Below are 21,299 nucleotides of genomic sequence, written 5' to 3'. Positions count from 1 at the left end.
CCACGTGGAACATCCTTTTTTTATTTGCTAAAAAACTGCGTTAAACAAAATCGCTTCCATAACAAAAACAATCTGTTGTATGGTCATTAACCATACCTACCGCTTGCATAAAAGCATAACAAATAGTTGGCCCTACAAAGTTAAAACCGAGCTTTTTAAGTGCTTTAGACATGGCCTCAGATTCTGCTGTTTGAGCAGGTAAATCCGCCGAAGTTAAATAATGATTTACGACAGGCTTACCGCCAACAAACTGCCAAAGAAATTCAGAAAAATCATTACCCTGCTCAACAAAGGCTAAATAGGCTTTGGCATTTCGAATAATAGAATTAACCTTTAGACGGTTCCTGATAATTCCAGGGTTTAATAGTAATTCTTCGACTTTGGCATCATCGAATGTGGCAATCACTTTTGGATCAAAATTGGCAAACAAAGCTTGGTAATTGTGTTGCTTCTTTAAAATGGTGATCCAAGATAATCCTGCTTGCTGACCATCCAAGCAAAGCTTTTCAAATAACTCGATGGGATCATAAACAGGCCGCCCCCAAACATTATCATGATAGTCTTGATAAATAGGGTCATCACTGACCCAACCACAACGTTGTTGAACCATTTATTGAGTCCTTTACTATTTTTAATCTCTACGTTAAAAAATAACCTACATAAGCCTTTATCTACAAGGTATAATCAAAACCATTTTCTATTTATAGCCTAACCAGTAGATAAGCGGACATGACGACGAAACACGACGTAAAAACATTCCAGGGCTTTATTATGACCCTGCAGGAATTCTGGGCGCAGCAAGGTTGCGCAATAGTTCAACCATTAGACATGGAAGTTGGCGCTGGTACATTCCACCCAATGACATTCTTGCGCTCATTAGGCCCAGAGCCTATGAGTAGTGCTTATGTTCAGCCATGTCGTCGCCCTACCGATGGCCGTTACGGTGAAAACCCTAACCGTCTACAACACTACTATCAATTTCAAGTAGTGCTTAAGCCTTCTCCTAGCAATATTCAAGAGCTATACCTTGGCTCTTTAGAAGCACTAGGCGTAGATATGGGCGTCCATGATGTTCGCTTCGTAGAAGACAACTGGGAATCACCTACATTAGGAGCTTGGGGTCTAGGTTGGGAAGTTTGGTTAAACGGTATGGAAGTATCGCAATTTACCTACTTCCAACAAGTGGGCGGTTTAGAGTGTAAGCCTGTAACTGGTGAAATCACTTACGGCCTTGAACGTCTTGCGATGTATATCCAAGAAGTTGATAGCGTATATGACCTAGTATGGACAGACGGTCCAATGGGTAAAGTGATGTATGGTGATATTTTCCATCAGAACGAAGTTGAGCAATCAACCTATAACTTTGAACACGCCAATGTAGAAGTACTATTCAAGCAGTTTGATGATTGTGAAGTCGCTTGTCAGCATTTACTTGACCTTGAAAAGCCATTGCCTCTTCCTGCATACGAACAAGTAATGAAAGCATCTCATGCCTTTAACTTACTTGATGCTCGCCACGCGATTTCGGTTACTGAACGTCAACGTTATATTTTACGTGTACGTACTATGGCCAAAGGTGTTGCAGAGTCTTACTACCAAGCCCGTGAAGCGCTTGGTTTCCCAATGTGTAAGTAGAGGTAAATAGAATGAATGTTGAAAACTTACTCATTGAAGTGGGTACTGAAGAATTACCGCCAAAAGCATTACGTAAATTAGCTGAATCATTTTTAGCTAACTTCAGCGAAGAGCTAACCAAAGCTGAGTTGGCCTTTGAAAAAGCCACTTGGTACGCTGCGCCGCGCCGTTTAGCTATTAGCATTGAACAACTTGCTGTAGCTCAAGCTGACAAAGTCGTTGAAAAACGTGGCCCTGCTGTTGCCCAAGCATTTGATGCTGATGGCAACCCAACGAAAGCAGCTATGGGCTGGGCTCGTGGTAACGGCATCACTGTGGAACAAGCTGAGCGCTTGAAAACAGATAAAGGCGAATGGTTATTACACCAAGCTAAAGTGGTTGGCGTAGAAACTAAATCACTGATCGCAGCCATGGCGCAAAAAGCATTAGATAAGTTACCAATTCCTAAGCCAATGCGCTGGGGAAGTAACACCACACAATTTATCCGTCCGGTTCATACCGTTACTATGCTATTAGGTGATGAGTTAGTTGATGGTGAATTGTTAGGTATCAAATCAGCACGTACTATTCGTGGTCACCGCTTTATGGGCGTTGATACCTTCGAGTTAGATCATGCTGACAACTACTTAGCCGCTCTTGAGCAGCAAGGTAAGGTTTTAGCTGATTACCAACGTCGTAAAGATATTATCAAGACTAACGCTGAAGCTGCAGCCAAAGACATTGGCGGTGTAGCAGAACTTGAAGATGACTTACTTGAAGAAGTCACCTCTTTAGTTGAATGGCCTGTCGTCTTAACTGCTAGCTTTGAAGAAAAGTTTTTAGACGTACCGGCTGAAGCCTTGGTTTACACCATGAAAGGCGATCAGAAATACTTCCCTGTATTTGATCAAGCCGGCCAGTTGCTACCAAACTTTATCTTCGTGACTAATATCGAATCTAAAGATCCACAGCAGATTATTTCAGGTAACGAAAAAGTAGTTCGTCCTCGTTTAGCTGATGCTGAGTTCTTCTTTGAAACAGATAAGAAAGAGTCATTAGAAGCGCGCCTTGCTAGCTTAGAAACGGTTGTATTCCAAAAGCAATTAGGCACGATTAAACAACGTGTTGAACGTATCTCTGCAATAGCCGGTTTTATTGCCACCAGCATTGATGCCAACAGCGAAGAAGCGAGCCGTGCAGGTTTACTGTCTAAGTCAGACTTAATGACCAATATGGTGATGGAGTTTACTGATCTTCAAGGCACTATGGGCATGCACTATGCACGCTTAAATGGTGAAACTGAAGCTGTCGCAGTTGCTTTAGCTGAGCAATACAAGCCAAAGTTCTCTGGCGATACCGTGCCTACTGCACCTATTTCAATCTGTGTCGCGCTAGCTGAAAAGCTTGATACCTTAGTGGGTATTTTCGGTATTGGCCAAGCCCCTAAGGGTGCTGCAGATCCATTCGCACTGCGTCGTGCAGCGATTGGTATTTTACGTATTTGTTTAGAAAACAACTTGCCATTAGACTTAGTTGATTTAATTGATAAAGCAAAACAATTACACGGTGAAAACCTCACTAACGACAATGTGTCTGAGCAAGTGCTTGAATTCTTCATGGGTCGTTTCCGCTCTTGGTATCAAGATCAAGGCGTCAGCGTTGACGTTATTCTTGCAGTGCTGGCACGTAAGCCTACTGCACCGGCTGACTTTGAAAGCCGTATTAAAGCTGTGGCGCACTTCAGAACGTTAGAGCAAGCCTCTGCTTTAGCTGCAGCTAACAAGCGTGTTTCTAACATTCTAGCCAAAGTTGAAGGCGAGACTGCCACTAGCATTGATGCCAGTTTATTGGTTGAACCTGCTGAGAAAGCATTAGCTGAAAAGTTAGCTGAACTGCAACCACAGCTTGCGCCATTATTTGCTGCGGCAAACTACCAAGAGGCGTTAGCATTACTGGCGAACCTGCGTGAAAGCGTTGATGCCTTCTTTGAAGGTGTCATGGTAATGGCTGATGATGAAGCCCTTAAGAATAACCGCTTAGCATTACTAAATAGCCTGCGTGAGCAATTCTTACATGCTGCAGATATCTCACTACTACAATAATAGTTAACCCTATTAAGTTGTAAAAAAAACGCGCTTTAACATCAGTTAAGCGCGTTTTTTATTGGCTGATTTTTAAAGCCTCATGATTATTTTTAAATGAAGACTTCGAATCAAATATTAAAAGCTAATCAGTTTTTGATGGAAAACATCAAACTCAGATTGATTCAAACCGACTTGCTGCAATAGCTGCTGTAAATCATCTTGTTCAAGTTTATCTTTTTGCCGCAACATAGAACACTCACTGATGATATTTGCCCGCCATACAGCCAATGCCATCATGTCTGTTGGACGATAATCAGAATTAGCTAATTGTGCTAGCTGAAACTCAAACTGTGCTGGCAGCTGCCAATGCTTCGCCAGTAACGCACTTAGCCCTAACGACTTAGTGGTCATCACTTGCTTAAACAATGCCGAACTTGGCTGTTCACCCGGCTCGGCTTTTTCAAAGGCATCCAGCAGCATTTTGAAAATGGCGATTTTGCCAACATCATGAAGTAATCCCAGTAAAAACACCGTATCAGCATCTTCTTCAGCTAAGTCACTGGCAATAAAAGCCACTTGCATTGAATGACGCCAAATTTCAGCGCCAAAACGCCTAAAGTAAATCGGCTTAATATCAATCATTTCTTTCACTAAACAACTGCGAACAAACTGACGTAATTGCGCTCGCCCTAACTGCACAATAGCTTGGTGTAGATTAGTAATATCTTTGCCTGAACGCTTAAAAGCACTTGAGTTGCATAACTTTAATACTTCGACGCTCAGTACCGGATCTTGCTCAATTAACTGCAGTACTTGTTTGGTTTCAATCCCATCTTGGGATAGTTTATGGTCAAGCTCGGTTATGCGCCTTGGCAGTTTTAACACCTTGGCAGCAATATCTTGAGGTGCACTAAAAGCGATGTCGATTTCGGCTAATATGCTACGTTCAAGATTATTAGCCATGCCACCAGTTTTATGGCTACTCATAGGAAAAAGTAGACTATAAAACAGCGCCGACAAATCTATTTGTTGCGCCTCTTCTGGTGTTTCACTTGAGTTGCTTATGTATGATTTAGTTTGCCTTACATATGAGTTACTAGAGCACAGTTTCGAGTCTGTAGCGCTTGACTCTTGGGTGTTAGCCGATAGCAATGAATGCTGCTCATTTAATGCTTTGGCTTGTTTGACCTCAACGGCCGGTCTTAAATTAAAAATCTTATTGAATAGCTTTTTAAACACAATAAATTACCTACACTTCAGGTAAATATACAACAGTGACAAGATGAGTTTGTAGAGATTACCGATAAAAAAATGGGCGCCTTAAGGCACCCATTTAATGTATTTTAAACTCGACTACACGTCTAAGTTAGCAACGTTTAGCGCGTTAGTTTCAATGAAGTCACGACGCGGTTCAACTTGATCGCCCATCAAACAAGTAAACAATTGATCAGCGCCTACGGCATCTTCAATGGTGACTTGTAGCATACGACGAGTTTCAGGATCCATTGTAGTTTCCCACAATTGCTCAGGGTTCATTTCACCCAATCCTTTATAACGTTGGATGTACAAACCACGTTTAGCTTCAGACATAGTCCAATCAAGCGCCTCTAAGAAGCTATCAACTTCTTTCATACGCTCGCCACGTTTAACATAGCCGCCTTCTTCAATCATACCGTCTAATGCTGAGCCTAACTTAGCAATACGTTGGTAATCATTTGATTGGAAGAAGTCGTAACTAAATACGTAGTTAGTATCAATACCATGCTTACGGATTGTTAGGCTTGGTAGGTATACCTGACGCTCAGGATCTAATTGTGGTTCAATGTTATAAATAACGCCGTCAGTTTCAATCTCAATAAGGTCAGCGACAAAGGCATCACACCACTGCTTCATTTGTGCTTCGTCAGCCAGCATTTCATTGTTCAGTGCTGGGTGGTAAAGCATACGGTTACAAATAACCGTTGGGTAACGCTTAGTTAAACGCTCAATAACCGCTTCAACCTCACGATACTGGCTCACTAAACGCTCTAGTGGCTCACCTGTCATACCTGGTGCACCCGCAGAAGGGTAAATATGAGTACCATCTAACGCTTGAGTGGTTAAGTATTCCGTTAGTGCTGGCTCATCTTTTAGGTACTGCTCTTGCTTACCTTTTTTAACTTTAAATAAAGGTGGTTGAGCAATATAGATGTAACCACGTTCAATCAACTCTGGCATTTGACGGAAGAAGAAAGTCAACAGCAGCGTACGAATGTGCGAGCCATCGACGTCAGCATCGGTCATGATGATGATGTTGTGATAACGGGTTTTCTCAGGATCATAATCATCACGGCCAATACCACAACCTAATGCCGTGATCAGCGTCGCGACCTCTTGAGAAGATAACATTTTATCGAAACGTGCTTTTTCAACGTTAAGAATTTTACCTTTTAGCGGAAGAATAGCTTGGTTTTTACGGTTACGTCCCTGCTTGGCTGATCCGCCAGCAGAGTCCCCTTCCACTATGTATATTTCAGAAAGCCCAGGGTCTTTCTCTTGGCAATCAGCAAGCTTACCTGGCAAACCACCTAAATCTAATGCGCCTTTACGACGGGTCATTTCACGGGCTTTACGCGCCGCTTCACGAGCACGTGCCGCATCAACGATTTTACCAACAATTAATTTTGCATACGTTGGGTTTTCTAATAGGTAATCATTTAATTGCTCACCCATTGTTTGTTCAACCGCACCTTTCACTTCACTCGACACTAACTTGTCTTTAGTTTGTGAACTGAATTTAGGATCTGGCACTTTTACTGAAATAACCGCGGTTAACCCTTCACGAGCATCATCACCCGTTGCATTGGTTTTACCTTTTTTATTGAAACCTTCACGCTCCATATAGTTATTTAAGTTACGGGTTAATGCACCCCGGAAACCCGCTAAGTGAGTACCGCCATCACGTTGTGGGATGTTATTGGTAAAACAGAAAATCTTTTCTTGATAACCGTCATTCCACTGCATTGCCACTTCAACGGTAATGCCGTCTTCACGCTCTTGAGTAAAGTGGAAAACCTCTTTATTCACCGGCGTTTTATTGAGGTTAAGGTAATCAACGAAAGCACTGATGCCGCCTTCGTATTTAAAGAATTCATCACGGCCATCACGTTCATCAACTAAACGGATACCCACACCTGAGTTCAAGAATGATAATTCACGAACACGTTTAGCCAAGATGTCAAAGTGGAATAGCACATCTGAGAATGTTTCACTGCTTGGCCAGAAACGGATTGAAGTACCGGTTTTTTCTGATTCACCCACTGGGGTGATTGGCGTATCAGGTACACCCATTGAATAAAACTGCTCGTAAACTTTACCGTTACGACGAATGGTCATTTGCAGTTTTTCAGATAATGCGTTTACAACCGAAACACCAACACCGTGTAAGCCACCTGATACTTTATAAGAGTTATCATCAAACTTACCACCGGCATGAAGTACCGTCATAATAACTTCGGCAGCGGACACACCTTCTTCTTCATGAACCTCTACAGGAATACCACGGCCATCATCTTGTACTGATACCGAGCCATCTGAATGAATGGTGATAGTAATGTCACTACAGTGGCCTGCTAAGGCTTCATCGATAGAGTTATCGACCACTTCGAATACCATGTGATGAAGACCTGTACCATCGTCAGTATCGCCGATGTACATCCCTGGTCTCTTACGAACAGCATCAAGGCCTTTTAAAACCTTAATACTCGAAGAATCATAACTATTCTCTGACATATTTCTCTCTCGTTTTTATTCAACTACCGTGACTTGCCCATGTTCCACATGAAACATCTTACTTGGTGGGCTAGCCAGCGAATCGACTATTGCAACAGGATCAATCGCTGTGACAAAAATTTGTGCACCGGTTTCGGTTAACTGTTTTAGTAATAGTTGCCTATGCTGAGCATCTAACTCAGATGGAAGATCATCCACTAGGTAAATACTATGCTTGTTTTGCTGTTTTTGAAGCAATTTACCCTGTGCAAGGCGCAGTGCACAGACTAATAATTTTAACTGTCCTCGGGATAACGCATCCTGTACCGGTAAGCTGCCAACGCGTAATCGTAAATCCGCTTTATGTGGTCCACTGCCGGTATTTCCCGATGCTAAATCTCGGTGATATTGAGTTTTAAGTAACTCGGCAAATTCCGTTTTGCTATCCCAGCCACGGGTAAAGGAAACCTTAATATCAACCCGTGGTAAAAACTCTTCGATTATACCCTTAAGTAGCTCATTTAACGAGTCCACATATTGATTTCGTATCGAAGTAACCTGCTCAGCATAACGCACCAATTCCTTATCCCAAAATTGTATATTGGTGTAAGAGGCTCCATCTCTAAGAAGCTGATTTCTTTGCTTTAAAATTCTTCTGGTATTCACCCATGCCGTATAAAAATGACTGTCAGCATGAAAAGCTCCCCAGTCGATAAACTGCCGGCGTGCTTTTGGGCCTTCAAATAGTAAAGAAAAACTTTCAGGGGTGATAACTTGAATAGGTAACGTCTCAGCTAATACCGATAATCGCTTCACGTTATCGCCATTAAATTTAACATCAATGTCGCCATTGCGGAACCGTCTAAGGCCTAATTTAGCTTCGCCATTAGGCATTTCGAGCTTGGCAAACAAGGTCAGTTGATCTTGCTCAATATTGATAACCCGCTGGGACAGATGGCTACGAAACGAACGCCCCATACCGAGAAAATAAATGGCTTCTAAAATGCTGGTTTTACCACTGCCATTTTCACCATAAATTAAATTAAGCCCATCACTTGGCGCTAATGTCGCTGACAAAATATTTCGGAAATGTTCGATATTGAGGCGGGTTAAACTCATGGAAAATAAACAGACCCTAATTTAAAAAGAGTGAAACGAAAGAAGGTGCCTTAATGTAGCACCTTCTTGGGGTAAAACGTTATAGTTAAACGGCGCTTAATCAAGTTTAAGCGACTATTTACTTATAAGCGCATTGGCATAACCACGTACATAGAGTCTTCTTCTGCGTGGTTTTCAATTAGTGCGCTTGAGTTACCGTCTATTAAGGTTATTCTAACATCATCACTGGCTAAATTATTTAATACGTCCAATAGATAGCTGACGTTAAAGCCAATTTCTAGGTTATCTGAGTTGTATTCAACATCGATAATCTCTTCTGCTTCTTCTTGCTCCGGGTTATTGGCGGTAATGCGCAATAATCCCGGCTCAAGCTGAATACGCACACCTCTGAACTTCTCATTCGACAAAATAGAAGCACGGGTTAACGCTTGTTTTAATTGATTACGACTAGCCACCACAATTTTGGTGCCGCCTTTAGGTAATACGCGACGATAATCAGGGAAACGACCATCGACTAATTTACTGGTGAATACCGCATTGGCAGTAATCGCACGAATCGCACTATCACCAATCGCAATGGTAATATCACTGTCTTCACTTTCAAGTAAACGCGCCATTTCAACCACGCCTTTACGCGGCACAATCACTTGCTTCTCAGGTAAGCTGGTTTCTATTTGACGATGACTTAATGCTAAGCGATGACCGTCTGTGGCAATGGCCTTTAAGGTGTTACCTGCGGTTTCAAATAACAAGCCATTTAGATAATAACGCACATCTTGGTTTGCCATTGAAAATTGTGTCGAGTCAATAATCGACTTCAAAGTGCCCTGCTTTAAGCTAAATTCAATTTCAGCTTCAAACGCTTCAACATTGGGATAATCTGATGCTGGCAAGGTCGCCAGTGAAAAACGACTACGGCCTGAGCGTAATAACCATTTGTTCTCTTGCTGCTCAATTTTAATTTCAACTTGCTCAGGAAGAGATTTAACAATATCTAATAATTTTTTAGCCGGAACTGTGGTGCGTCCCACTTCAACTTCACCTTGGATGGGAGCTTGACCGACAAGCTCAACCTCTAAGTCCGTACCAGTAAGCTTAAGTGAGCCCTCACTAACTTCAACAAGTAGATTAGATAAAATTGGCAAGTTATGGCGTCTTTCTACTGCGCCACAAACCAACTGAAGTGGTTTTAATAGGGCATCCCTATCAATTGAAAATTTCATTCGTCTCAATTTCCCGATATTAAGAAGATAAGGTACGTATCAAGTTAGCATAATCTTCTTTAATGTCATGACTTTCTTCACGTAACTGAGCAATTTTTCTGCATGCATGTAATACAGTAGTATGATCACGACCACCAAATGCGTCACCAATTTCAGGCAAGCTTTGGTTAGTTAACTCTTTTGATAATGCCATTGCCACTTGACGTGGTCTGGCAACACTGCGCGAACGGCGCTTAGATAACATGTCAGCCATTTTAATTTTGTAATATTCAGCAACGGTTTTCTGAATATTATCAATGGTGACTAACTTTTCTTGTAACGCCAGTAAATCACGTAATGCTTCACGGACAAAATCAATGGTAATTGGACGTCCGGTAAAATTAGCATTAGCAATAACGCGATTTAATGCGCCTTCTAATTCACGCACATTTGAGCGCAAACGCTTAGCAATAAAAAATGCCACTTCATCAGGCAGATTAATGCCGCTCTCTTGTGCTTTACGCATTAAGATCGCCACACGGGTTTCAAGTTCTGGCGGTTCAATGGCAACGGTTAGGCCCCAACCAAAGCGAGATTTTAAGCGATCTTCAACACCATCGATTTCCTTGGGATATTTATCCGAAGTTAAAATGACTTGATGGTTACCTTCAAGTAATGCGTTAAAGGTATGGAAGAATTCTTCTTGAGAACGATCTTTATTGGCAAAAAATTGAATGTCATCAATAAATAATGCATCAACACTGCGGTAGTAACGTTTGAAATCTTCGATGGCGTTATTTTGCAGTGCTTTAACCATGTCCTGAACAAAGCGCTCAGAATGCATGTAAACCACTTTGGCATTGGGATTATTTTTGATGATCCCATTGCCAACAGCGTGTAATAAATGGGTTTTACCTAAACCAGTACCACCATATAAAAATAGTGGGTTATAGGCGCCACCTGGATTTTCAGCCACTTGAAGTGCAGCCGCTTTACCCAGTTGGTTTGATTTACCTTCAACAAAATTATCAAACTGGTAAGTCGGATTAATGTTACTGCGGTGGTTAGCATGCTCAACCGGTTCAGCTTGAGTATTAAACGAAGTACTAACGCGCGCTTTAGTATGGGTATTTTGAGGTTTCTTTATTTCAGCAATCACTGGTGCTGCAGGTTTAGCTGCAGACGGACGACTACCAATATCAAAACGCAGCTTAGGCGCATTGCCACCTAACTGTTCAGTGAAAAATTGATTAATGATATTGATATACTTATCACGAACCCAATCGAGCACAAAACGATTCGGCGCATAAAGTACCAAGGTATCACCATCCATTTCAGCTTGCAGCGGACGGATCCACATACTGAATTGCTGCGCAGACAATTCGTCTTGCAGTCTGCCGATACATTGTTGCCACAGTGAAACCGCCACTAAAAATCCTTAAATACCGTTTGTTGAAGGAGGGGTATTCTATCGTTAGATCTCAATGATCGCTATCGATAAAAAAAATTTTATCCCCAAGCTGATCATTGTATGTGGATATCTGTGATCTTTGAAGATCAAAATCGATCTATTTATTATGAATTGTTCATAGATCCTGCTTTATTAACCGATCAACATTGATCTATAATAGCGCGGCTTTGATCTAGTAAAACTATCTTAGATCCACTACATATTGTGTTGGTACACAGAGTTATCCACATCCTGTGGTAGATTTTTAGGGTACTTATCAAAGTTAAATTGGTAAAAATTGTTCATATAGTCATTTTCCTAGTTGACGGTAGTGATTAAAGTGATTACAATTCGGCCTCTTTTTTGCCCTTGCGTCTTATTTCAAGAATGTAAGGTTTATTAACTACTAAATATACGGATTGCCAAAATGAGTAAACGTACTTTTCAACCAAGCAACCTGAAGCGTAAGCGTTCTCACGGCTTCCGCGCACGTATGGCCACTGTAGGCGGCCGTAAAGTGATTGCACGTCGTCGTGCAAAAGGTCGCGCTCGTTTATCTGCTTAATCAGTAGATATTCATAGTGACTAGCTATGCTTTTACGCGGGAGTTGCGTTTGCTAACTCCCGCGCAATTTAAATCTGTATTTTCAAATCCCATCAAAGCATCTTCTGCTGAAATAACTCTGCTTGCTATTCCAAATTCAGAGCAACATCCTCGTATTGGATTAACTGTCGCAAAACGTTTTGTTAAAAATGCCAGTGACCGAAATCGCATTAAACGAGTGATAAGAACTAATTTCCGTTTACACCAGCATGATATTCCAGACCTTGATATAGTTGTCTTGGTAAGAAATGGCGTGGTTGATATGGAAAATGCAGACCTACATAAATTAATAGAGAAGTTATGGCGCAAACTCAGTCGCCGTTACAATGGTTAGCCACAAAGGCTATTCGTGGCTACCAACTCTTTATCAGCCCTATGCTGGGACCCCGCTGTAGATTCAATCCAACATGCTCTTATTATGCAATTGATGCAATAAAAACGCATGGAACTGCGAAAGGTTGTTGGCTTGCGGCGAAACGCATACTAAAATGTCATCCTTTACATCCCGGCGGAAGTGATCCCGTCCCCCCTAAAAACGACAGGTGTAACAAATAGGCTATGGAATCTCAACGTAATTTAATGCTTATCGCTCTGCTTTTTGTCAGCTTTTTAATGTGGCAAGCATGGCAAGACGATAAAGCCCCGCAACCAGTAGCGGCCCAAACAACGTCACAGACTACTAATGTTGCGTCACAAAACGTTAGCGATGTACCAGAGGCTGATGCAGGCATGCCTGTTCAATTACCTGCTACACAAAATTTAATTACTGTGAAAACAGATCAACTAGACATTAAAATCAGCCCAGTAGGCGGTGATATTGTTTATGCTGCATTAGTTGATCATAAAGTTGAAATAGACAGTGATGACCCATTCGTAATACTTGAACAAAATGGTTCATTTAATTACATCTCACAAAGTGGTCTTATTGGCCGCGATGGTATTGATAGCAGCCGCCATGGTCGCGCTCAATTTTCAGCAGAATCTGAAAATTATGTGTTAGCCGATGGCCAAGATTCTTTATCAGTACCGCTTAATTATGTTGATGCTAATGGCGCAGCATATACCAAAGTATTTACCTTCACCCGTGGTCAATTTGATGTGACTGTTGATTACAATGTAAACAACACCACTTCAGCACCGCTGCAAATGCAAATGTATGGTCAAATAAAACAAACTGTACAAGCATCTGAAAGCAGCATGATGATGCCAACTTACCGTGGTGCAGCATACTCGACTAGCGATGTTCGTTACGAAAAGTATGACTTTGATGACATTGCAAAAAGTAACCTAAACCAACAGACACTAGGTGGTTGGGCAGCAATGCTACAACACTACTTTGTATCAGCTTGGGTGCCGCCTGCAGCTGATTCAAATACTATTTTTACCAGCATGAGTGCTGGCGGCCAAGCCAATGTTGGTTTCCGCGGCGCGGTACATGATATTGCACCAGGTGCACAGCAAACCATTAGTGCCCAATTCTATGTTGGCCCTAAAAACCAAGAAGCTTTATCTAAAATTTCTGAAACATTAAACCTTGTTGTAGATTATGGTTTCCTTTGGTGGTTAGCTATCCCAATTCACTGGTTATTGATGTTCTATCAATCCTTTGTAGGTAACTGGGGTGTGGCGATTATTTTAATTACCCTAACCGTGCGTGGTCTTTTATACCCGCTAACCAAAGCACAATACTCGTCAATGGCTAAAATGCGTAACTTGCAGCCTAAACTGACAGAAATGAAAGAACGCTTAGGTGATGACCGCCAGAAAATGGGTCAAGCCATGATGGAGCTGTATAAGAAAGAGAAAGTTAACCCTATGGGTGGCTGTCTTCCTATCTTGCTGCAAATGCCAATTTTCATCGCCTTGTATTGGGTATTACTAGAAAGCTATGAATTACGCCATGCGCCATTCATGCTTTGGATTACCGATTTGTCGGTTCAAGATCCTTACTATGTATTACCATTATTAATGGGTGTGTCTATGTGGTTAATGCAAAAAATGCAACCAATGGCACCGACTATGGATCCTATGCAAGTGAAAATGATGCAGTGGATGCCAGTTATCTTTACTGTGTTCTTCCTATGGTTCCCAGCCGGTCTAGTTCTATACTGGTTAGTGGGTAACTTAGTGGCTATCACGCAGCAAAAGATTATTTATGCAGGTTTAGAGAAAAAAGGCTTAAAATAAGTCATAGCTCAAACTGATATAATCTACAAAGGCGGCTATTAAGCCGCCTTTTCCTTTACTATTTTCAACAAGGTTTTCCTCAATGACAGACACTATCGTGGCACAAGCAACCGCACCAGGTCGTGGCGGCGTAGGTATCATTCGCGTTTCAGGCGATAAAGCCACTGCAGTCGCACATAGCGTATTAGGCCATTTACCTAAAACCCGTTATGCCGATTACTGTGATTTTAAAAGCGCGTCAGACGAGGTCATTGATCAAGGAATCGCACTGTTTTTTAAGGGACCCAACTCATTTACCGGTGAAGATGTTTTAGAGCTTCAAGGTCATGGCGGCCAAATTGTGCTTGATATGCTGATCAAACGCGTGATGGAAGTAGATGGCATTCGTATCGCTAAGCCCGGTGAATTTAGCGAGCAAGCCTTTATGAACGACAAGCTGGATTTAACCCAAGCAGAAGCCATTGCCGATTTGATTGATGCCACCAGTGAACAAGCCGCTAAGAGCGCGTTAAACTCACTTCAGGGCGAGTTTTCTGATGAAGTGCATCAATTAGTCGAACAAGTGACTAACTTGCGCCTGTATGTTGAAGCCGCGATTGATTTCCCTGATGAGGAAGTCGACTTCTTATCTGACGGTAAAATTGCTAACTCGCTGTATAACATCATCGCCAAATTAGATTTAGTGCAAGCCAGTGCCAAGCAAGGCTCAATTATTCGTGAAGGCATGAAAGTGGTGATTGCTGGTCGCCCTAATGCTGGTAAATCAAGCCTATTAAATGCCCTCGCAGGTAAAGAATCCGCTATTGTGACTGAAATTGCAGGTACTACCCGTGATGTGCTGCGTGAACATATTCACCTTGATGGCATGCCACTGCATATTATTGATACTGCAGGTTTACGTGATACTGCTGATACCGTAGAAAAAATAGGTATTGAACGTGCCTGGGATGAAATAGCCTCAGCAGACAGAGTACTATTTATGGTTGATGGCACCACCACAACCGATGTAAATCCTCACGATATTTGGCCAGATTTTATTGACCGTTTACCGAAAAAACTTGGTGTCACCGTTATTCGTAACAAAGCCGACTTAACCGGTGAGCCAGTAATGACCACCGATGAACATGGCTACAGCGTTTATCGCATATCAGCTAAAACCGGCTTAGGAATTGAAGAACTTAAACAGCACCTTAAATCATTAATGGGTTATCAAAGTAACCTTGAAGGTGGTTTTATTGCCCGTCGTCGTCATTTAGAAGCCCTAGATTTAGCTGCCAGTCACTTACAACTGGGTAAAGAGCAGTTAGAAGTGTATTTAGCCGGCGAGTTATTAGCAGAAGAATTACGTATGTGCCAAATGGCGCTATCTGAAATTACCGGTAAGTTCACCTCAGATGATCTGCTGGGTAAAATCTTTAGCTCATTCTGTATTGGTAAATAGGATCGCTCATGATATTGGCAAATAAGGTTATCGTGCTCGATTTCGAAACCACAGGCTTATCACCTAATAATGCAGATCGCGCCATCGAAATTGGTGCGGTAAAACTCATTGATGGCGTGATCGTCGATAGCTTTCAAGAATTAATGAATCCGGGTAGATCGGTAAACAGTTTTATTGAAAATTACACCGGCATCACCAATGCCATGCTTAAAGAGGCAGATTCTTGTGAAGCAGTCATGACTCGCTTTGCCGATTTTATTGAAGACTTTAACTTAGTGGCCCACAACGCCAGCTTTGATAAGAAGTTTTTAGATGCCGAGTTTGAGCATTGTCAGCAACAATATTCTGGCCAATTTGCCTGTTCATTATTACTGTCGCGCCGCATTAGCCAAGATGCGCCAAACCATAAATTAGGCACCTTAGTTGAATATCATCAGCTGCCTAATGATGGCGTGTTTCACCGCGCATTAGCCGATGCCACCATGACAGCACATTTATGGAATCATCAACTGCAGCTGCTGCAACAGCAACTGCCCCATAAAGCGATTACTTTTGAGCTGATTAACCAGATTTCAAAGCGCCCTAAAGCCCAAGTTAATGGTTACTTACAATCTTTATAACGGCTAACTTATAGCAACTAAAATAACCCATGATACGGCTCGTTAAGGTAATTCAGCGGCGAGCTTATCCACCAGTAACCTCACTTTGGGTGACAAATGCCGATTGTGAGGATACAAAGCCCAAATCCCCTCTTGCTGCTGCTTATAAGATTCTAAAATAACCGAAAGCTTGCCCGCAGCTATCGCCTCTGCCACGTAATAACCCGGTAGCTGCACAATCCCCAAGCCTTTAATCGCGGCATTGAGTAAACTAATACCACTACTGCACTGCAGATTCCCCTGCACTTTAATACTTCTTGCTTGGCCCTGTTCATTGAAATGCCAGTGCGGCTGCGAGCCAACCAAACAATTATGCAGACTTAATTCTGATAATGAATAAGGCGCGCCGAAACGATTAATATAATCAGGGGCGGCGCAAACAAACTGCTCACGGCTGGTTAAGCGCTTTGCCATCATGCTCGAATCAGGTAAACGCCCTAACCTAATCGCTAAATCATAGCCGCCTTCCACTAAATCTAACTGCCTGTTAGTTAACTCACAAATCACTTCAACATCAGGGTGCTGCTGCATATAGTCAGTGACAATCGGCATCACAAATGACTCACCATAGGTCACTGGTGCGGTAAGCTTAATTAACCCTTGGGGTTTATTTTGCAAACTACTTATAGCCCGCTCAGCTTCTTCAAGTCCATCGATAACTTGGCGGCAATGGCGATAAAATATATGGCCTTCTTCAGTTAACGACACTTTACGGGTGGTGCGATAAAACAATTTTGTGCTTAACCTATTTTCAATTTGGCTAATTTGGCGGCTCACTTGCGCGGTCGAAATAGCTAAACGTTTACCTGCTGCCGTAAAGCTATCCGTTTCAGCCACCGCGACAAATTCGTAAACCCCTTCCCATGGCAACATTATTACCACCTCGTAAAAGTAAATTGTATTTATAGCCCATTATCAACTGACAGAAAATAAATACAATAGATCCATCATCTACTGAGCCTCATCTACACTAAGTAGATCCACTTTTATGGTTAACGTTAAAAGGACAAACACAATGTCAGCACAATTTATGAAATCTAAGGCCGCTATTGCATGGGGACCAGGACAGCCATTATCGGTTGAAGAAGTCGACGTGATGTATCCAAAAGCGGGTGAAGTCATGGTGAAAATCATCGCTTCTGGTGTTTGCCACACCGATGCATTTACCTTATCTGGCGATGATCCAGAAGGTGTTTTCCCGGCTATTTTAGGTCATGAAGGTGGCGGAATTGTAGAGATGGTTGGTGAAGGTGTTACCAGTGTCAAAGTCGGCGACCATGTTATTCCGTTATACACCGCAGAATGCGGTACATGTAAATTCTGCACTTCAGGTAAAACCAACCTTTGTAGTGCAGTTCGTGAAACCCAAGGCAAAGGCTTAATGCCTGATGGCACTACCCGTTTTTATATAGATGGCCAGCCTATTTTCCATTACATGGGGTGTTCAACCTTCTCTGAATATACTGTATTACCAGAAATTTCATTAGCGAAAGTCAATAAAGACGCACCACTTGAAGAAGTGTGTTTACTCGGTTGTGGTGTAACAACCGGTATGGGCGCGGTATTGAACACAGCTAAAGTCCAAAAAGGCGATACTGTGGCCATTTTCGGTCTAGGCGGCATTGGTTTATCAGCCATTATTGGCGCAACCATGGCCGGAGCATCACGCATTATCGGCATTGATTTAAATGAATCTAAATTTGAACTCGCCACCAAACTGGGTGCGACTGATTGCATTAATCCAAAAAATTATGACAAACCGATTCAGGATGTCATTGTGGAAATGACCGATGGCGGCGTAGATTTCTCATTTGAATGTATCGGTAACGTCAACGTTATGCGCAGCGCGTTAGAGTGTTGTCATAAAGGTTGGGGCGAATCGGTGATTATTGGTGTTGCTGGCGCAGGCCAAGAAATATCTACTCGACCATTTCAACTAGTGACTGGTCGAGTATGGAAAGGAAGTGCATTTGGTGGCGTTAAAGGGCGCAGTCAATTACCCGGTATTGTTGAGCAATATCTCAACGGCGAATTCAAACTAGACCATTTCATTACTCACACTATGGGGCTTGAAGGGATTAATGATGCTTTTGATCTGATGCACAGCGGTGAAAGTATCCGCAGTGTCATTCACTTCGATAAGTAAATCTTATTGCCGTATTCGATAAATATCATGCCCTTAACCTTACGCTAAGGGCATTTTTATAAAAAGTGACCAATCAAATGACTTTAGAAAACATCAGTAGTAATAAAATGTTCGGCGGCTGGTTAAAACAATATAGCCATCACTCTGATACGTTAAACTGCCAAATGCGCTTTGCCATTTATCTGCCGCCACAAGCAGCATCACAAAAAGTGCCGGTGCTATATTGGTTGTCAGGCCTCACCTGCACCGACGAAAACGTGATGCAAAAATCAGGCATTCAACGAGTCGCAGCAGAGCTTGGCATTGCTATTGTGGCTCCAGATACCAGCCCGCGCGGTGAAAATGTCGGAGATGATGCCAATGGCGCTTATGACTTTGGTTTAGGCGCCGGATTTTATCTTAATGCTACCCAAGCACCCTTTAATACCCACTATCAAATGTATGACTATGTGGTAAAAGAATTGCCAGCCTTTATTGAGCAGCATTTTCCAGTGACAAGCATGCGCAGTATCAGTGGCCACTCTATGGGCGGTCATGGCGCCATTACCATAGGACTTAAAAATCCGCAGCAATATCAATCTATTTCAGCCTTTAGTCCGATCTGTAATCCGATAAATTGCCCTTGGGGGCAAAAGGCTTTTAACGGTTATTTAGGATCAGATCAAACAAGCTGGGCTGAATACGACAGCAGCGAGTTAATGAAAAACTCGATGGTTAAGGTACCTATGCTGGTGGATCAAGGCACTGAAGATAACTTTCTAGTTGAACAACTAAAACCTGAAAGCTTAATTGAAGCCGCTAAAGCTCAGCAATACCCGCTGACCTTACGCATGCAGGAAGGCTATGATCACAGTTATTTCTTTATCAGTAGCTTTATTGAAGATCATCTTCGGTTTCATGCAAAGTACTTATTAAAGTAAGTCATTATTTGTTATGACCGAACACAAAAAGGGAGTGAATAATCACTCCCTTTTTGATCCGTTATAATGAATATATTTTAGAATTCACGACACATTTATGAATTATTTTGCGCCAATTTTGCAAAGTACTTCTTAGAAGCGGCTCTGACTTTAGGGGCTAATAAAATTGCAGAGGTCATGGTTGGAATCGCCATTAAAGCATAGGCAGCATCAATAATATTAACGATTTCTTGAATGGTTGCTGTTGCAGCAAACAGTATAGCCAGCAAGAAAAATAATTGATATAGGCGTAATCTTTTGCGACCAAATAAAAATGCAAAGCACTGACCACCATAAAATGCTTGAGTAAAAATGGTGCTGATACTGAAAAATACCACGCAAAGGATCAGCAAATACGGACCCACGCCCGGCATAGTAACTTCAAAGGCTTGAGCCGATAAATTAACCCCCTCAGCTTCAGTTCCTTGCCACACCCCCGAAATTAAAATGATCATTGCCGTGGCAGTGCACACTAATAAGGTATCAATAGCAGGACCCAGCATGGCCACTAAGCCTTCTTTTACTGGTTCGTTGGTTTTGGCACTACCATGCGCCATTACTTCAGTGCCAATACCCGCTTCATTTGAAAAAGCCGCTCGGCGGATACCGATCAACATGGTGCCCAATATGCCACCACCAACCGAATTAAGTGAAAATGCTTCAGTGATAATAAGCTTAAAATAACTCGGTATATCAGCAATATTGGCAGCAATAACATAAAAAGCGCAGCCCATATAAATGACGATCATTAACGGCACGACTTTAGTGGCCACCGAAGCAATGCGTTTAATCCCGCCTAATATCACGCTGGCAACGATCAGCATAACCACAATCCCTAAGCTTAAATCCACCCAAAAGGTGGATTGATCACTGGGAAAATAGCCAGGTTTAACAATTAACCACTCACGAATAATCTGTACTAATTGATTGGCATTAAACAACGGAAAATTACCAACAAGGCCAACAACACAAAAAAATACCGCTAAAAAGTGCCATTTTTTGCTTAAACCTTGAGTGATTATGTACATGGGCCCCCCCTGCACATCACCATTTTCATCCTTGCCGCGATACATAATAGCTAAGGTACAGGTGAAAAATTTAGTCGCCATTCCCACAATAGCGCTAATCCACATCCAAAAGATGGCCCCCGGTCCACCCACCATAATAGCCACTGCAACACTACCAATATTACCCATACCAACGGTGCCGGCCATGGCACTGGATAACGCCCCTGCGTGGCTAATATGCCCCACAGCGCCTTTATCAGGATATTTACCACGGACAATATTTATAGCGTGGCCAATGTAGCGAAAAGGAATAAAACGTGAATAAATCAGGAAGAAAAGCCCACCACCTACCAGTAAAACCAGCATGTGAGGCCCCCATGCTAAATCAGCCATTTGAGCCGTAATTGAAACCAGAGACATAATAAAAGTTAATTTTTTGTAAATTGTAATTATTGAAAATACGGATAAAAACCACTTTGTGCAATGCTAAATAGGCGTAAACTAACCCTATAAGTAGTGTTTAACAGTAATCATCTAGGATAAAACATGGCAAAAATAGATATTTTAGTGGGCTCAACTCAAGGCGGAACCGAATATGTGGCCGACGATATGGCGGCTCAGCTTAACGAAATAGGCCACCAAACCTGCATTCATTTAGCCGCAAACTTGGATGATCTTGACCCTAAATCACTGTGGATCATTGTCAGTTCAACTCATGGCGCAGGCGATCTTCCAGACAATTTAGCACCCTTTTATCAGCAATTATTGACCTCAAATAGCGATCTAAGCGAGTTAAAATTTGCTTTGTGCGCAATTGGCGACTCAAGTTACGACACTTTTTGTCTTGGGCCTGAAAAAATAATTTCAAGACTCGATCAGCTCGGTGCAAAACCGTTTGTGAATAAGATCCAAATTGATGTTCAAAAGGATCCTGTCCCAGAAGATCCGGCACTAGCTTGGCTTTCAGAGTGGCAATCCTCCATTTAGATCCCCAAAAAGCCAGAGAGCTTGGTTAACATCTTTATTTATACCCACAATAACAACCTATCTTATCCACAAAAAGCAAAATACGATCAT

19 protein-coding genes are annotated in these 21,299 nt (G+C 42.1%); 11 read left to right on the top strand and 8 right to left on the bottom strand.

Annotated features, from left to right (window positions below; genetic code table 11):
- Nucleotides 1–40: 40 nt before the first annotated feature.
- A complete protein-coding gene (locus AB4160_RS11630) occupies nucleotides 41–610 on the bottom strand; it encodes a DNA-3-methyladenine glycosylase I (RefSeq protein ID WP_102436424.1) in 570 nt (189 codons plus the stop codon).
- A 119-nt stretch (nucleotides 611–729) separates the two neighbouring features.
- Here AB4160_RS11630 and glyQ point away from each other — a divergent pair, with 119 nt between their 5' ends.
- The gene (glyQ, locus tag AB4160_RS11625; protein WP_102436422.1) at nucleotides 730–1,635 is read left to right on the top strand and encodes a glycine--tRNA ligase subunit alpha; all 906 of its coding nucleotides are present in this window, start codon (nucleotides 730–732) and stop codon (nucleotides 1,633–1,635) included.
- Nucleotides 1,636–1,646: 11 nt separating this feature from the next.
- Nucleotides 1,647–3,716 (top strand): glycine--tRNA ligase subunit beta, encoded by a 2,070-nt coding sequence (gene glyS, locus AB4160_RS11620; RefSeq protein WP_372004713.1) that lies wholly within the window; start codon nucleotides 1,647–1,649, stop codon nucleotides 3,714–3,716.
- A gap of 117 nt (nucleotides 3,717–3,833) precedes the next feature.
- On the opposite strand, the gene AB4160_RS11615 is transcribed toward glyS, so the two are convergent.
- From AB4160_RS11615 to dnaA, 5 genes are all read right to left on the bottom strand, one after another.
- Nucleotides 3,834–4,937, bottom strand: a complete 1,104-nt coding sequence (locus AB4160_RS11615) for an HDOD domain-containing protein (RefSeq protein WP_372004710.1) — start codon at nucleotides 4,935–4,937, stop codon at nucleotides 3,834–3,836.
- A 114-nt stretch (nucleotides 4,938–5,051) separates the two neighbouring features.
- Entirely contained in the window at nucleotides 5,052–7,469 is a 2,418-nt protein-coding gene (gyrB, locus tag AB4160_RS11610) for a DNA topoisomerase (ATP-hydrolyzing) subunit B (RefSeq protein ID WP_102436416.1), read from the bottom strand.
- Between the two features lie 15 nt (nucleotides 7,470–7,484).
- On the bottom strand, nucleotides 7,485–8,567 hold the full coding sequence (gene recF, locus AB4160_RS11605) for a DNA replication/repair protein RecF (RefSeq protein ID WP_102475866.1): 1,083 nt from the start codon (nucleotides 8,565–8,567) through the stop codon (nucleotides 7,485–7,487).
- A 122-nt stretch (nucleotides 8,568–8,689) separates the two neighbouring features.
- The gene (gene dnaN / locus AB4160_RS11600; protein ID WP_102436412.1) at nucleotides 8,690–9,790 is read right to left on the bottom strand and encodes a DNA polymerase III subunit beta; all 1,101 of its coding nucleotides are present in this window, start codon (nucleotides 9,788–9,790) and stop codon (nucleotides 8,690–8,692) included.
- 19 nt (nucleotides 9,791–9,809) lie between these two features.
- The gene (gene dnaA, locus AB4160_RS11595; protein ID WP_076541770.1) at nucleotides 9,810–11,198 is read right to left on the bottom strand and encodes a chromosomal replication initiator protein DnaA; all 1,389 of its coding nucleotides are present in this window, start codon (nucleotides 11,196–11,198) and stop codon (nucleotides 9,810–9,812) included.
- Nucleotides 11,199–11,646: 448 nt separating this feature from the next.
- On the opposite strand from dnaA, the gene rpmH reads away from it, so the two are divergent.
- The 6 genes from rpmH to AB4160_RS11565 all read left to right on the top strand — a co-directional run bounded on the left by rpmH (nucleotide 11,647) and on the right by AB4160_RS11565 (nucleotide 16,071).
- Nucleotides 11,647–11,784 carry a 50S ribosomal protein L34 gene (gene rpmH / locus AB4160_RS11590; RefSeq protein ID WP_011867659.1) on the top strand — a complete coding sequence of 46 codons (138 nt, stop codon included), beginning with the start codon at nucleotides 11,647–11,649 and terminating at the stop codon, nucleotides 11,782–11,784.
- Between the two features lie 16 nt (nucleotides 11,785–11,800).
- Complete coding sequence (gene rnpA, locus AB4160_RS11585; protein ID WP_076541772.1) at nucleotides 11,801–12,157, top strand: ribonuclease P protein component; 357 nt, start codon at nucleotides 11,801–11,803, stop codon at nucleotides 12,155–12,157.
- Nucleotides 12,124–12,378, top strand: coding sequence for a membrane protein insertion efficiency factor YidD (gene yidD / locus AB4160_RS11580; protein ID WP_076541774.1), 255 nt, complete (start codon nucleotides 12,124–12,126; stop codon nucleotides 12,376–12,378). The genes rnpA and yidD overlap by 34 nt, the downstream gene beginning before the upstream one ends.
- Nucleotides 12,379–12,381: 3 nt before the next feature.
- Entirely contained in the window at nucleotides 12,382–14,010 is a 1,629-nt protein-coding gene (gene yidC / locus AB4160_RS11575) for a membrane protein insertase YidC (protein ID WP_102436410.1), read from the top strand.
- Nucleotides 14,011–14,092: 82 nt separating this feature from the next.
- Nucleotides 14,093–15,451, top strand: coding sequence for a tRNA uridine-5-carboxymethylaminomethyl(34) synthesis GTPase MnmE (mnmE, locus tag AB4160_RS11570; protein ID WP_372004708.1), 1,359 nt, complete (start codon nucleotides 14,093–14,095; stop codon nucleotides 15,449–15,451).
- An 8-nt stretch (nucleotides 15,452–15,459) separates the two neighbouring features.
- On the top strand, nucleotides 15,460–16,071 hold the full coding sequence (locus AB4160_RS11565) for a PolC-type DNA polymerase III (protein WP_102436406.1): 612 nt from the start codon (nucleotides 15,460–15,462) through the stop codon (nucleotides 16,069–16,071).
- A gap of 42 nt (nucleotides 16,072–16,113) precedes the next feature.
- On the opposite strand, the gene AB4160_RS11560 is transcribed toward AB4160_RS11565, so the two are convergent.
- Nucleotides 16,114–16,983, bottom strand: a complete 870-nt coding sequence (locus AB4160_RS11560) for a LysR substrate-binding domain-containing protein (RefSeq protein ID WP_372004706.1) — start codon at nucleotides 16,981–16,983, stop codon at nucleotides 16,114–16,116.
- A gap of 142 nt (nucleotides 16,984–17,125) precedes the next feature.
- On the opposite strand from AB4160_RS11560, the gene AB4160_RS11555 reads away from it, so the two are divergent.
- Together AB4160_RS11555 and fghA are read left to right on the top strand one after the other, a co-directional pair.
- The gene (locus AB4160_RS11555; RefSeq protein WP_372004703.1) at nucleotides 17,126–18,256 is read left to right on the top strand and encodes an S-(hydroxymethyl)glutathione dehydrogenase/class III alcohol dehydrogenase; all 1,131 of its coding nucleotides are present in this window, start codon (nucleotides 17,126–17,128) and stop codon (nucleotides 18,254–18,256) included.
- Nucleotides 18,257–18,333: 77 nt separating this feature from the next.
- Nucleotides 18,334–19,176 carry an S-formylglutathione hydrolase gene (gene fghA, locus AB4160_RS11550; protein ID WP_372004701.1) on the top strand — a complete coding sequence of 281 codons (843 nt, stop codon included), beginning with the start codon at nucleotides 18,334–18,336 and terminating at the stop codon, nucleotides 19,174–19,176.
- 95 nt (nucleotides 19,177–19,271) lie between these two features.
- Here the strand turns inward: fghA and AB4160_RS11545 are convergent, their stop codons facing one another.
- Entirely contained in the window at nucleotides 19,272–20,588 is a 1,317-nt protein-coding gene (locus AB4160_RS11545) for a sodium:alanine symporter family protein (protein WP_241903457.1), read from the bottom strand.
- A 180-nt stretch (nucleotides 20,589–20,768) separates the two neighbouring features.
- Between AB4160_RS11545 and mioC the strand changes: the two genes are divergently transcribed.
- Entirely contained in the window at nucleotides 20,769–21,209 is a 441-nt protein-coding gene (gene mioC, locus AB4160_RS11540; protein ID WP_102520267.1) for an FMN-binding protein MioC, read from the top strand.
- Nucleotides 21,210–21,299: the final 90 nt, after the last annotated feature.

The organism is Shewanella sp. 10N.286.51.B8 (genome assembly GCF_041469325.1).
GTDB lineage: Bacteria > Pseudomonadota > Gammaproteobacteria > Enterobacterales > Shewanellaceae > Shewanella.
Note: the sequence above shows the minus strand (reverse complement) of the source record. Positions and strands in the feature narration are given on the sequence as shown.